The 14,626-nt window shown below is 34.8% G+C and carries 12 protein-coding genes; 11 read left to right on the forward strand and 1 reads right to left on the reverse strand.

The annotated features are described in order from the left end of the window. The first annotated feature begins 351 nt into the window (after nt 1-351). From miaB to RCJ96_RS05745, 11 genes are all read left to right on the forward strand, one after another. Nucleotides 352-1,881 (forward strand): tRNA (N6-isopentenyl adenosine(37)-C2)-methylthiotransferase MiaB, encoded by a 1,530-nt coding sequence (gene miaB / locus RCJ96_RS05695; RefSeq protein ID WP_242304488.1) that lies wholly within the window; start codon nt 352-354, stop codon nt 1,879-1,881. A gap of 3 nt (nt 1,882-1,884) precedes the next feature. Then, entirely contained in the window at nt 1,885-2,316 is a 432-nt protein-coding gene (locus RCJ96_RS05700; RefSeq protein ID WP_446699727.1) for a RicAFT regulatory complex protein RicA family protein, read from the forward strand. Nucleotides 2,317-2,441: 125 nt separating this feature from the next. Then, nucleotides 2,442-2,984: an outer spore coat protein CotE gene (gene cotE, locus RCJ96_RS05705; RefSeq protein WP_001288798.1), complete on the forward strand. Its 543-nt coding sequence runs from the start codon at nt 2,442-2,444 to the stop codon at nt 2,982-2,984. Between the two features lie 181 nt (nt 2,985-3,165). After that, nucleotides 3,166-5,844: a DNA mismatch repair protein MutS gene (gene mutS / locus RCJ96_RS05710; protein ID WP_416503897.1), complete on the forward strand. Its 2,679-nt coding sequence runs from the start codon at nt 3,166-3,168 to the stop codon at nt 5,842-5,844. 8 nt (nt 5,845-5,852) lie between these two features. After that, nucleotides 5,853-7,796, forward strand: a complete 1,944-nt coding sequence (mutL, locus tag RCJ96_RS05715; RefSeq protein ID WP_416503896.1) for a DNA mismatch repair endonuclease MutL — start codon at nt 5,853-5,855, stop codon at nt 7,794-7,796. 238 nt (nt 7,797-8,034) lie between these two features. After that, the gene (locus RCJ96_RS05720) at nt 8,035-8,739 is read left to right on the forward strand and encodes a lantibiotic protection ABC transporter ATP-binding protein (protein WP_001002802.1); all 705 of its coding nucleotides are present in this window, start codon (nt 8,035-8,037) and stop codon (nt 8,737-8,739) included. Nucleotides 8,740-8,742: 3 nt separating this feature from the next. Continuing rightward, the gene (locus RCJ96_RS05725) at nt 8,743-9,495 is read left to right on the forward strand and encodes a lantibiotic immunity ABC transporter MutE/EpiE family permease subunit (RefSeq protein ID WP_416503895.1); all 753 of its coding nucleotides are present in this window, start codon (nt 8,743-8,745) and stop codon (nt 9,493-9,495) included. Between the two features lies 1 nt (nt 9,496). Further along, nucleotides 9,497-10,255 (forward strand): lantibiotic immunity ABC transporter MutG family permease subunit, encoded by a 759-nt coding sequence (locus RCJ96_RS05730; protein ID WP_416503894.1) that lies wholly within the window; start codon nt 9,497-9,499, stop codon nt 10,253-10,255. 41 nt (nt 10,256-10,296) lie between these two features. Further along, the gene (locus tag RCJ96_RS05735; protein WP_000101079.1) at nt 10,297-10,959 is read left to right on the forward strand and encodes a response regulator transcription factor; all 663 of its coding nucleotides are present in this window, start codon (nt 10,297-10,299) and stop codon (nt 10,957-10,959) included. Then, the gene (locus RCJ96_RS05740) at nt 10,947-12,308 is read left to right on the forward strand and encodes a HAMP domain-containing sensor histidine kinase (protein WP_242304483.1); all 1,362 of its coding nucleotides are present in this window, start codon (nt 10,947-10,949) and stop codon (nt 12,306-12,308) included. The genes RCJ96_RS05735 and RCJ96_RS05740 overlap by 13 nt, the downstream gene beginning before the upstream one ends. Nucleotides 12,309-12,522: 214 nt before the next feature. Next, complete coding sequence (locus RCJ96_RS05745) at nt 12,523-13,509, forward strand: choloylglycine hydrolase family protein (RefSeq protein ID WP_061131611.1); 987 nt, start codon at nt 12,523-12,525, stop codon at nt 13,507-13,509. 516 nt (nt 13,510-14,025) lie between these two features. On the opposite strand, the gene RCJ96_RS05750 is transcribed toward RCJ96_RS05745, so the two are convergent. Further along, the gene (locus tag RCJ96_RS05750; protein WP_000461128.1) at nt 14,026-14,211 is read right to left on the reverse strand and encodes a hypothetical protein; all 186 of its coding nucleotides are present in this window, start codon (nt 14,209-14,211) and stop codon (nt 14,026-14,028) included. Nucleotides 14,212-14,626: the final 415 nt, after the last annotated feature.

Below are 14,626 nucleotides of genomic sequence, written 5' to 3' on the forward strand. Positions count from 1 at the left end.
TCAGAATGGTAAAATAATATATAAATCGTTGTATGAAAATTGCATGTTCATTAACTAGGAAATGTAATAATAGGATAAGCCTTCTTCTTTGTAAAAATTGGCGAAACGCTTCATACTATGGTAATGTGTATAGGGATAAAGCAATATGCTTTTTAGTAGGACAAAAAGAAATATAAAAAGGGAATGTCTATTTGTGTGGGGAAGACTTCATTCTTATAGATGATTAGATTGGTTACTCAAGTTTCAAAGGACAAGTTATCTCTCAAGCTATCTAACCATTTTTGAGATGGGTCTAAGCGCATTAAAATGGACTATAAAGTGTGTATAGTTAAGGGTGAAAGGAGATTACCGATGAACGAGCAACAACGATTAGCAAGTCAACAAGTGAATTCCTCTACGAAAAAAGAAGAGAAAGATTATAGCAAATACTTTGAAAGTGTATACCAACCACCTTCCTTAAAAGACGCGAAAAAGCGAGGGAAAGAAGAAGTTAAAATTGAACGGGATTTTGGCTTACCTGAAGAGTTTCGCAATTTCGGTACAGGAAGAAAGTTTTATATTCGTACATATGGTTGTCAAATGAATGAGCACGATACAGAAGTAATGGCGGGTATTTTCACTGCACTTGGATATGAACCAACCTTTTCAACTGAAGAAGCAGATGTAGTATTATTAAATACTTGTGCTATTCGTGAAAATGCTGAAAATAAAGTGTTCGGTGAACTAGGGCATTTAAAGGCACTAAAACGAAGAAATCCTGATCTTTTAATTGGTGTATGTGGTTGTATGTCCCAAGAGGAATCTGTTGTAAATAAAATTATGCAAAAAAATCAGCATGTAGATATGGTGTTTGGAACGCATAATATTCATAGATTACCGTACATTCTAAAAGATGCAATGTTCTCGAAGGAGACGGTAGTTGAAGTTTGGTCCAAAGAAGGAGACGTAATTGAAAATCTTCCGAAAGTACGTCGTGGTGATATTAAAGCTTGGGTAAATATTATGTATGGCTGTGATAAGTTCTGTACATATTGTATCGTACCGTATACACGCGGAAAAGAGCGAAGCAGACGTCCAGAAGACATTATCCAAGAGATTCGTCATTTAGCTGCGAATGGTTATAAAGAAATTACGTTACTTGGACAGAACGTAAATGCATATGGTAAAGACTTTGAAGATATAGAATACGGTCTTGGCGATTTAATGGACGAGCTCCGTAAAGTTGATATTGCCCGTATTCGTTTTACAACGAGCCATCCACGCGATTTCGATGATCACTTAATTGAAGTGCTTGGAAAAGGTGGCAACTTAGTAGAACATATTCACTTACCAGTTCAATCTGGAAGCACAGAAATGTTAAAAATTATGGCGCGTAAATATTCACGTGAGCATTATTTAGAGCTTGTAAGAAAAATTAAAGAAGCAATTCCAAACGCGGTATTAACAACTGATATTATCGTCGGTTTCCCGAATGAAACAGATGAGCAATTTGAAGAAACGATGTCGTTATATCGTGAAGTAGGGTTTGATACTGCCTTTACCTTTATTTATTCTCCGCGTGAAGGTACACCAGCTGCAAAAATGAAAGACAATGTACCGATGGAAGTAAAGAAAGAACGTCTTCAACGCTTAAATGCATTAGTAAATAAATTGGCAATTGAAAAGAATAATCTTTATAAAGGTCAAATTGTAGAAGTGTTAGTTGATGGAGAGAGTAAAAATAATCCAGAAGTACTTGCAGGTTATACTCGTACAAATAAACTTGTAAACTTTGTTGCTCCAAAGTCTTTAATTGGTCAGCTTGTGAAAGTAAAAGTAACGGATGCAAAAACTTGGTCTCTTAACGGAGAATTAGTTGAAGAGCCGATTGAGGTGGAATAATAGATGAAAGTATATTCGAAAGATGAAATTGTTGAGCAAGCGAAAGAATTAGCAAAAATGATTTCTGAAACAGAAGAAGTTGATTTCTTTAAGAAAGCAGAGGCACAAATTCATAAAAATGAAAATGTGAAGCGCGCAATTGATGAAATTAAAGCACTGCAAAAACAAGCAGTAAACTTGCAACATTACGGGAAATGGGAAGCTTTGAAAAAAGTAGAAGCTGAAATTGATGCCCTGCAAGATAAGTTAGATAGCATCCCAGTTGTACAAGAATTTAAATCTTCACAAACATATGTAAATGACTTACTACAGCTAGTTGCAAGTACGATTTCTAACAACGTAACAGATGAAATATTAATTTCAACTAATGGTGATGTATTGAAGGGTGAAACGGGCGCAGCGGTAGAAAATAAAAAAGGAAATTGTGGTTGTTAAAGAGATGTCGAATTGACATCTCTTTTTTTAGTGGATTAAACGTAAGTTCTTCTCAAAAAAAGAATGACACATTCCGCTATTGTCACGCATATGATTAAGTGAATAGTGATTGAGGAGGGTTACGAATGTCCGAATTTAGAGAGATTATTACAAAAGCAGTGGTTGGAAAAGGACGTAAGTATACAAAGTCAACGCATACATGTGAATCGAATAATGAGCCAACAAGTATTTTAGGGTGCTGGGTAATTAACCACTCGTACGAAGCAAGAAAGAATGGAAAACATGTGGAAATTGAAGGTTTCTATGATGTGAACACTTGGTATTCATTCGATGGCAATACAAAGACAGAAGTTGTAACAGAACGTGTAAACTACACAGATGAAGTAAGTATTGGATATCGTGATAAAAACTTTTCTGGTGATGATTTAGAAATTATTGCTCGTGTCATTCAGCCACCAAATTGTTTAGAAGCTCTTGTATCACCAAATGGTAATAAAATTGTTGTAACGGTAGAACGTGAATTTGTAACAGAAGTAGTTGGCGAAACGAAAATTTGTGTAAGTGTAAACCCTGAAGGTTGCGTGGAATCAGATGATGCTTTCCAAATTGAAGATGATGAGTTTGAAGAGTTAGATCCGAACTTTATCGTTGATGCAGAAGAAGAGTAATAGAAAGCTAGGGAGAAGTTCTTCCTAGCTTTTTACTTTACATAAGTGGTGCTTAGATGAACATGATTGCTAATGAAATGTGCTATAATGAAGAAAGACTCCTGAAATAGGAGATAAGAGTGTCCGTGAAATGTGACATATATGAATATAGATTATTATGTAAGAATTATGGAGGATAAGTATGACGCAATATACGCCTATGATACAGCAATATTTAAAAGTTAAGGCAGACTATCAAGATGCCTTTTTATTTTTCCGCTTAGGTGATTTTTATGAAATGTTCTTTGAGGATGCGGTTAAAGCAGCCCACGAACTTGAAATTACATTAACGAGCCGAGACGGTGGTAGTAGTGAACGTATACCGATGTGCGGTGTACCGTATCATGCGGCTAAAAACTATATTGAACAACTTGTTGAAAAAGGATATAAAGTAGCGGTTTGTGAGCAAGTAGAAGATCCAAAAACAGCTAAAGGTGTAGTGCGCCGTGAAGTCGTACAATTAATTACGCCAGGAACGATGATGGAAGGGCGTACGATTGATGAGAAAGAAAATAACTTCTTAGCCGCATTAACACATTTTGAAGATGGGTCATATGCGTTAGCTTATAACGATTTAACGACTGGACAAAATACAGTAACGTTATTGACTGGTTCAGTAGAAGATATTTTATTAGAAGTGTATGCAACTGGTTCGAAAGAAATTGTTGTAGATTCTTCCTTTTCTAAAGATGAACTAAACAAGTTAACGGAAACGTTAAAAATGACGATTTCATATGAAGATGCAACGGCAATTCCTGAAGGGCTAGAACATCTTGTGAAAAATGTTTCACAAGCAAAGTTAATTAAAGCAGTTGGGCGCTTATTTAACTATGTAATAAGAACGCAAAAACGTTCATTAGATCATTTGCAGCCTGTGGAAATTTATTATACGAATCAATTTATGAAGATTGATGTGCATTCAAAGCGAAATTTAGAGCTGACAGAAACACTTCGAACGAAAGAAAAAACAGGATCATTATTATGGCTATTAGATAAGACGAAGACTGCTATGGGTGGTCGTATGTTAAAACAGTGGATGGAACGTCCACTTATACAGAAGGAACGAATTGAAGAGCGTTTAGAAATGGTTGAAACGTTTGTAAATGATTACTTCTTGCGTGAAGATTTAAAAGAAAAGTTAAAAGAAGTATATGATTTAGAACGTTTAGCAGGGAAAGTTGCATTTGGTAATGTGAATGCACGGGACTTATTACAGTTAAGACGCTCGTTACTGCAAGTGCCAGCTATTTTAGAAGCGATTAGTTTGTTAGATAACGCGTATGCAGCGAGATTAATTCAAGGTGCAGATCCATGTGAGAGCTTAACAGAATTACTAGGAAGAAGTATTCAAGAAAATCCACCGCTTTCTATTAAAGATGGAGATATTATTAAAGATGGTTATAATGACAAGCTTGATCAATATCGTTACGTGAGTAAAAACGGAAAAACGTGGATTGCTGAGCTTGAAAAACGAGAGCGTGATATTACAGGAATTAAATCGTTAAAAATCGGATACAACCGTATTTTCGGGTACTACATTGAAGTAACGAAAGCGAACCTTGGAGCATTACCAGAAGGCCGCTATGAGCGTAAACAAACGCTTGCTAATGCGGAACGTTTCATTACAGATGAACTAAAAGAAAAAGAAACATTAATCTTAGAAGCAGAAGAAAAAATTGTACAACTAGAATATGATCTATTTACAGCACTTCGTGAAGAAGTAAAAGTATTTATTCCGAAATTACAGCATTTAGCGAAAGTAATCAGTGAATTAGACGTACTGCAAAGTTTTGCGACAGTGAGTGAAGAAGAACAGTTTGTAAAACCTGTACTAACAACGAAGCGCGAAATCTTTATTAAAGATGGTCGTCATCCTGTCGTAGAAAAAGTATTGAACGGGAAATTGTATGTACCGAATGATTGTATTATGCCAGAGAATATGGATGTATTTTTAATTACAGGGCCGAACATGTCTGGTAAAAGTACGTATATGAGACAATTAGCACTTGTAACAGTTATGTCGCAAATCGGTTGTTTCGTACCAGCAACAGAAGCAGTGTTACCTGTATTTGACCAAATCTTTACGAGAATTGGCGCGGCGGATGATTTAATTTCAGGTCAAAGTACATTTATGGTCGAAATGTTAGAAGCAAAAAATGCAATTGCAAACGCATCAGAAAGAAGTTTAATTTTATTTGATGAAATTGGACGCGGTACATCTACGTATGATGGTATGGCACTTGCGCAAGCAATCATTGAACATATTCATGACCAAATTGGTGCGAAAACGTTATTCTCTACGCATTATCATGAATTGACTGTGCTAGAAGACAGTTTAGATCAACTGAAAAATGTGCACGTTTCAGCTATTGAAGAGAACGGAAAAGTAGTATTCCTTCATAAAATTCAAGACGGGGCAGCTGATAAAAGTTACGGAATTCATGTTGCGCAACTTGCGGAGCTTCCAGATAGCTTAATCGCTCGAGCGAAAGAAGTGTTAGCGCAATTAGAAGGACAGGAAGAAATTATTATTCCGAAGCGTGTAGAAGTGAAAGCGCAAGAGCAAGAAGTAATTCCAGAACCTATAGTTGTAAAAGAGGAACCAATAGAAATAGAAGAAACGAAGGTAGACAATGAAGAAGAATCACAACTATCATTCTTTGGCGCAGAGCAATCTTCGAAAAAACAAGACAAACCAGTTCTAGATGCAAAAGAAACGTCAGTGCTGACGCAAATTAAAAAAATTGATTTACTTGATATGACACCTTTAGAAGCGATGAACGAACTGTATCGCTTACAGAAAAAGTTAAAGAAAGGATGAGTAAGTAGATGGGGAAAATTCGCAAACTCGATGACCAACTCTCTAACTTAATTGCGGCAGGGGAAGTAGTAGAGCGCCCTGCCTCAGTCGTAAAAGAACTTGTGGAAAATTCTATCGATGCGAATAGTACATCTATTGAAATCCACTTAGAAGAAGCTGGTTTATCGAAAATTCGCATCATTGATAACGGAGATGGCATTGCAGAAGAAGATTGTATTGTCGCTTTTGAACGACATGCGACGAGCAAAATTAAAGATGAAAACGATCTGTTTCGCATAAGAACACTCGGTTTCCGCGGTGAGGCATTGCCGAGTATTGCCTCAGTTAGTGAATTAGAATTAATCACTAGCACAGGTGATGCACCTGGTACGCACCTTATTATTAAAGGTGGAGACATTATAAAGCAGGAGAAAACAGCGAGCCGAAAAGGAACAGATATTACAGTACAAAACTTATTCTTTAATACACCAGCGCGTCTTAAATATATGAAAACTATTCATACAGAGCTTGGGAATATTACAGATATTGTGTATCGTATTGCAATGTCACACCCAGAAGTATCGTTAAAGCTATTTCATAATGAAAAGAAATTGCTTCATACATCAGGAAATGGTGATGTAAGACAAGTACTTGCATCGATTTATAGCATTCAAGTTGCAAAGAAGCTTGTTCCAATTGAAGCGGAATCTTTAGATTTCACAATTAAAGGCTATGTAACATTACCAGAAGTAACGAGAGCATCTCGAAATTATATGTCAACGATTGTAAATGGTCGTTACGTTCGAAATTTCGTATTAATGAAAGCTATTCAGCAAGGATACCATACATTATTGCCAGTCGGACGATATCCAATCGGCTTCTTATCGATTGAAATGGATCCAATGCTAGTTGACGTTAACGTACATCCTGCGAAATTAGAAGTTCGTTTTAGTAAAGAACAAGAATTGCTAAAGCTTATCGAAGAAACTTTGCAAGCAGCATTTAAAAAAATACAGCTCATCCCAGATGCAGGTGTAACAACAAAGAAAAAAGAAAAAGATGAAAGTGTGCAAGAACAGTTCCAGTTTGAGCATGCGAAGCCGAAAGAAACATCTATGCCGGACATCGTTTTACCGACGGACATGGATGAAAAACGAGAAGAACCACTGGCTGTGAAACAGCCAGCACAACTGTGGCAACCGCCGAAGCAAGAATGGCAACCGCCACAGTCGCTCGTAAGAGAAGAACAAAGTTGGCAACCATCTACTAAAGCGATAATGGAAGAACCGATTCGAGAAGAGAAATCGTGGAACAGTAACGATGAAGATTTTGAATTAGAGGAATTGGAAGAGGAAGTTCAGGAAATAGAAGAGATTGAAATGAACGGTAATGACTTGCCACCACTTTACCCAATTGGACAAATGCATGGAACATATATTTTCGCTCAAAATGATAAAGGCTTATATATGATTGACCAACATGCCGCACAGGAACGTATTAATTATGAATACTTCCGTGATAAAGTAGGAAGGGTAGCGCAAGAAGTACAAGAACTACTTGTACCGTACCGTATTGACTTGTCTCTTACTGAATTTTTACGTGTCGAGGAGCAGCTAGAAGAACTGAAAAAAGTTGGACTATTTTTAGAACAATTCGGCCATCAATCCTTTATCGTCCGCTCACATCCAACGTGGTTCCCGAAAGGGCAAGAAACAGAAATTATCGATGAAATGATGGAACAAGTCGTCAAACTAAAAAAAGTTGATATTAAAAAATTACGTGAAGAAGCAGCCATCATGATGAGCTGTAAAGCATCCATTAAAGCAAATCAATATTTAACGAACGATCAAATATTTGCTTTACTGGAAGAACTTCGTACAACAACAAACCCGTACACATGCCCGCACGGAAGACCAATTCTTGTGCATCATTCTACTTATGAGTTGGAAAAGATGTTTAAGAGGGTTATGTAGGGATAATATGATTTAATAAAAAGAAGCGATGAAATAAATCGCTTCTTTTTTGTTTAGATATTCTTTTTTTATAAATTCTTCATATGTAACCAATTATAGAAAAATTATATGAATCCATAGTTTTCATACAGGTTGCATGTAAAAACTTCTTTTTCTCTCTATGTTTTTTCTTTTCCTTATAGAATCCTTATAATTATCATTTATTCTAGAATTACAATATGCGAGGAGGAAGTTTAGGATGAATGAGATTATGTTAGAAACAAAAAATCTTTGTAAAACATTTAGAAAGCAAAGTGTGGTACAAAATATTTCGCTTTCTGTACCGAAATATTCAATCTATGGATTGTTAGGTCCTAATGGAGCGGGGAAATCGACCACTTTAAAAATGATAACAGGCATGCTTACACCTACTTCTGGTGAGATTTACTTTGATGGTCATAAATGGACGCGGCACGATCTACATTCTATTGGTGCTTTAATTGAGTCTCCTCCGCTTTATGAAAATTTAACAGCAAGAGAAAACCTGCAGGTTCGTACGACTGTTTTAGGTTTGCCTAAATCAAGGATTGATGAAGTATTGCATATTGTGGAGCTAGAGAATACAGATAAGAAAAAAGCGAAGGATTTTTCTATGGGGATGAAGCAACGATTGGGAATTGCGATTGCATTGCTAAACCATCCGAAATTTTTAATATTAGATGAGCCGATGAATGGACTGGATCCTTTTGGAATTCAGGAATTAAGAAAACTCATTTTATCCTTTCCTGGAAAAGGAATTACAGTCATTTTATCGAGTCATATTTTAAGCGAAGTAAGTCAAATTGCAGATCATGTTGGGATTATATCAGGTGGTGTATTGGGGTATCAGGGGAAATTGAATAAGAATGATGACTTGGAAGATTTATTTGTACAAGTGGCTGGAAAGTATAGAAGGGAGGCATAAGAAATGAATCTATATATTGCATCTGAAAAAATTAAAATTAGACATACTTTTTTGAATAAACTTATCTGGCTAGTTCCATTTGCTACAATACTAATTGCCTTTTTATTATCGGCGGATTATTTTCAATTATCTAGTTACAACTGGTGGTACATTACGATGCTTCCGGGAATGGTTTCTTTAAGTTGTGTACTTCTTGCGAAGAAAGATAAAAAAATGAATAATCGTTCCATTTTATCGTTACCAGTTTCATTAAAACGAGTGTGGATTTCTAAAGTATTACTAATTTTAGGGATTTTGAGTTTTTCATGCATACTGTTTTTCTGTGGAATCGAGTTATCTAGTTTACTAGTAAATAAAGAGAATTTCCGCATCATTCCTACGGTAAATGCACTATTAGGAAGCGTTCTTTTAATCGTTACTTTTATGTGGCAAATTCCAATCTGCTTGTTTTTAGGTAACAAAATAGGTCTATTTCCGACGCTTCTGTTGAATGTAGGGGCAAATGGAATTTTTGGAGTTGTATTGGCAACAAAAAATATTTGGATGATTAGTCCATACACATATCCAAGTAGACTGATGATCCCTATTTTGAAAATACTACCAAATGGTTTGTATGCAGAAACCGGAAGTGTAACGTTTAAACCAGAACTACTTTCCTACGATGTGATTTTGCTAGGCATAGTAATTTCTGTTGTGTTGTTCCTGTTATTCACTTATGTGACGGCAAAGTGGTTTGAAAAGCAGGAGGCAAAATAATATGGTGGTTTTGTCGAGGATATTAAGAGCTGATTTTATAAAAATGAAACACACGATTTTTTTCTGGATACATGTAGCGATGCCAATCATCGGTATTGCTCTTTTTTTTAGTTATTATTCCTTTTCAAAATTTGATTCTATAAATAAAGTTTCAGGCTATATACAAGTATTATCGATATCTTTTCCGTTGCTAATTAGCATAGTGTGTTCTTCTGTCGTGGAACAGGAAGCTTTGGCAGGAAATTTTAAAGAACTTTTATCAACGGAATACGGAAGACGTAAAGCGTTAATTAGTAAAGTATGTTTACTTTTAATATGTGGGTTTTGTTCCACTATGTTGGCAGTCGTTGGGTTTGCGACAGGTTTTCATTTTCTGTTAGGACAAAATGAAATTCCATTTGCTTTGTATGTTGAAATTTCATTCATTCTTTTTAGTTGTCAAATCTTTATGTATATATGGCATCTGTTCTTAAATTTTCGCTTTAGTAAAGGTGTTTCCATTGGGATTGGAATTATAGAAAGCTTGTTGGCAGCTTTAATGCTTACAGGGATGGGGGATGTGATTTGGAAATACATTCCATGTGCATGGGGCGCGAGATTATGCAATTATTTTTTGGGATACAAATTAAGTCCTAGTTCTATTCGTGTCTTACCAGTAGAGGCAGCAACTGGAGCAGTGATTTGTGTTTGTTTTACGATCATTGCATTTGTTATTTCCCTTATGTGGTTTTCCTTTTATGAAGGACGCAAAGAAATGTAAGTGTAATTGTATTATAATGGAAGAGTGGGGAGGGATTCTATATGGCAAGAATATTAGCAATTGATGATGAAGACGGCATCCTTTACATTATAAAAAGTGCTCTAGAGAAAGAAGGTCATGAGGTAACTGCTGTTAGTAATCCTCTTACTATACCAAAGGAAAAATTTTGTCATTTTGATTTAATTCTGTTAGATGTCATGATGCCAGAAATAGATGGTTTTACACTTTGTAAGGAAATACGGGATTTGGTTGATAGTCCAATTGTATTTCTAACAGCCAAAACAATGGAGAAGGATCTAATCACAGGGCTTAGTCTCGGTGGAGATGACTATATTACAAAACCTTTTGGAATTGGAGAACTGCGTGCAAGGGTATCCGCGCATGTAAGGCGTGAGCATAGAGAAAAGCAAAATGCATTTTTCCTGTCAGGTCTTACATTTCATCTGTCATGTAAAGAAATATGGCATGACGATACATCTATCGCATTTACGAAAAGTGAGTATGGAATTTGCGAATATTTAGCTTTGAATCATGGACAAGTATTTTCAAGAGAAAAGATTTACGAAAATGTTTTTGGTTATGAGGGAGAAAGTGATAACCAAGTAATTGTGGAACATATTAAAAATATCCGTCATAAATTATCTAAGTATGGCATGAATCCAATAGAAACAGTATGGGGAATTGGTTATAAATGGAGAAAATGAAAAAGCAAGTCAACCTTAGTAAGATTTTAATACAGTATATTTTTGCATTTTCAATAGGGACGATTGCTTTAGTGACTTTTTTTATGATTCTATTCCAAGTTGGAGTTAACGCAGAAATAATCTTACCAGCAAATTATTATGAAAAACAGATTGAGTCACAAAGAGATGCTATAGTTAAAGCGGAACAGGAAGATGATCGAATTTTAAAACAATATAAATATGCTCTGTATGATTTTTCAGGAAACGTTATACAAGGGAGTATTAATAAAGATTATGCCGGACAAATATGGAATAACATACATAATGATGAAAAAGGTGATAGTAAGTACTACTATGCAGTTATAGAACGTGATAAAGATATTTGTGTCATTCTATATACGTTACATGCTACTTTTAAAAATCCTTCTTTGCAGAAGTATTTACCGAGTCCGGAAGTTTGTGAAATTGTTCTTTTTATTCTACTATTTGTTGCCGAAGTGATATTTCTATCTCGCTCTTTTGGTAAATCATTGTCAAAGGAAATGATGATTTTGAGAAAGGTAACAGATAAAATTCAAAAGGAAGATTTAGATTTTCAAGTGGAACAATCTAAAATAAAAGAAGTGAATGAAGTATTAACTTCTTTAGTAAAAATGAAAGATGAATTAAATCATTCGTTACGTACACAGTGGAATATGGAAACAAATAGAAGAGAGCAGATTGCTGCTTTGGCACATGACATTAAAACGCCGTTAACGATATTGAGAGGGAATGCAGAGCTATTAAATGAATCAACGCTAGATTCAAATCAGAAGAAATGTAATAAGCATATTTTGAAAAGTATTGATGAGATGGAAATATATATGAAATCTTTACTCGATATTACGAAATGTGAGGAAGGCGCTCCACTTCAATTCAAGCAAACAGACCTCCACGACTTTATTCATAATATTATAGAAGAAAGTGCAATTTGTGTTTTAGGCAAACAGTTAAATCTAATTGAAAATGTTCAGGACATACCAAATTTTATTCCTATTGACGAGACCGCTTTGAAAAGAGCAATTATGAATATAATGATGAATGCAATTGAATATTCTCCAACAAAGGGTGACTTGATGTTCTCAGTGGAAATGATTAGTGAAAAACTGCAATTTATTGTAGAGGACTCGGGAAGAGGGTTTACAGAAGAGGAAATGCATTCAGCTACAGAGCAGTTTTATAGGGGAGATAAAAGTAGAAACTCCAAAGATCATCATGGAATGGGGTTATACATTGCTAAAAGCTTTGCAAAGCAACACGGTGGAAATCTTTACTTAAGTAATTCGGAAAAGCTGCATGGTGCAAAAGTTGTTTTGGAAATATCAGCGTAGTAGAGAGGGGGCAGATTATAACAATTCGCTCCTTTTTAATATAATTCTGTTACAACTATATGTTAAAAATTCATTTATAAACTAGAGATAACCTCAACCTATTTGTAATTTATATGTACGTTCTTAATTTGTTTGTAAGGAAAGAGGTTTTTAATTTACAGACTTATCGGAATTATGTAAAGTGTAGATAAAACCATAAAATGGGGTGTTCTTTATGTGTACTAGTTTGACATTAGAGACAAAAAACGGTCAGCATCTTTTTGCAAGAACGATGGACTTCACATTAGATATGAATCAAGAAGTAATAATCATTCCTCGACATTACCAGTGGAATAATATAACTGGTGAAATCATTAATACGAAACATGCTACGGTCGGAATGGGAATTAATCATCAAGGAAGGATCATTATGGCGGACGGAGTAAATGAAGCAGGTATGACATGTGCAACACTCTATTTTCCAGGATTCGCTACGTATAGTCAAAGCATAGATGACAATAAAACGAATTTAGCTCCATTTGATTTTGTGACTTGGAGTCTGACACAATTCAATTCTGTCAAAGAGTTAAAGAAATCTGTAGATAGCCTTACCTTTTTGGATATACCGTTACCGGATTTAGGACTTACGCCACCACTACATTGGATTTTGGCAGATAAATGGGGAGATTGTATTGTACTGGAGCCGACAAATGAAGGATTAAAAATGTATGACAACCCACTAGGAGTGATGACGAATAGTCCGGAGTTTAATTGGCATTTGCAAAATTTAAGACAATACATAGGTCTTAAATCGCAGCCATTCGCGCCAACAGAGTGGAGTAACTTACCATTAAGTGCTTTTGGTCAGGGATCGGGCTCAATGGGACTTCCAGGGGATTTCACTCCACCCTCAAGATTTGTGCGGGCAGCATATGGCAAACAAAACATTCAAGGTATAGATAGCGAAGAAGAGGGAGTATCAGCCCTTTTTCATATCTTATCAAATTGTGAGGTTCCTAAAGGTGGAGTAATAACAGAAGAAGGTGCATTAGATAATACCATATATACAAGCGTAATGTGTATGGAATCCGGAACATATTATTATCATACTTACGATTGTAGACAAATTATAGCTGTTCATTTATTTCATGAAAATTTAGATACAGATGAGATTAAAGCCTATCCGTTCCAACGGAAACAAAAAATATTTTATGAAAACTAAGTAGCTTTGAAACAACATTTGGTAATTTTTTAAATATATATAATAGGGCAATAATGACTTATATCATTCTTGGCTACTTCTTTAACTTTGTGATACATCATAAATCTACTCCTTTCTCCAATGACTCCAACGAGAAAAATTTTATTGGTAGGAGCATTGATGGTGGACTTTATTGCCTAATGTATTCGAATAGTATTATCCTGAATATGTCTGAAAACGCTAAGAAACTTATTTTTTAATTAAACTAGCTTTTATTTCTTCTAGAAGTGCTAATAAATTGCTACTAGGTAAAATAAATATGGGCGTACTTGATTTATAAATAGTTAAAGAACCAAAAAGGTATGGAAACTATCCATACCTTTTTGGTTCTTCTATTATTTATGTATAAAAAAGCGCTGTATATCAGCACTTTTTAAAAGTACATGAGTTGTATAAGAAAGACTTATATATTACCTATAACTATGCAAGGTCTAATATAGATTCTTATTTGATTAATTGTTATAAGAGCCTATACGCTTATTTATTTTTATTATTATTAATTTTTTCCGTATATAGCACCTGCTCTTTATAATGCTTCTTAATTGGGAAAGTATGTGTACCAGAGCCGTTTTTGAAATTTTTATTGATGGGGTTTTTTAGAGGGATTGTTGTAGTTTCGGTAAATTCATATGGGTAGTTTATTTTAGATTTATCTTCAAACATGAAAATGCCTCCTTTTAGGATTTCCTGAATTCTTTACTATAACATGATATGCATATAGATTTTTTTTGGACTAGTTATTTATAGAGGTTAATGGAATTTAATTACGTAACTACTGAAGTATTTTAAAGGAAAACAATTCGAGAAAGATATTGTATGAATAGCCGCTCACTATTATTGTTGTTTTTAGTTATTATGGTGTATTTGAAATTCACATAGCATATTGGTCTATTTAACAAGCTCTTTTATATAGTTTAAGTCAATTTTGCATATATATTCACCATAAATTGTTTTTATAATATGGTTTATATAGGCTTTTCCTGATAATATAATGCGGAATATTATAGTGTTATTATGTTATTAGGAACATTTAATGCTGTTTCATAACTGAAAGGGAATTGAAAAAAAACTGAAACTT

This window comes from Bacillus sp. BSL6 (assembly GCF_052928345.1).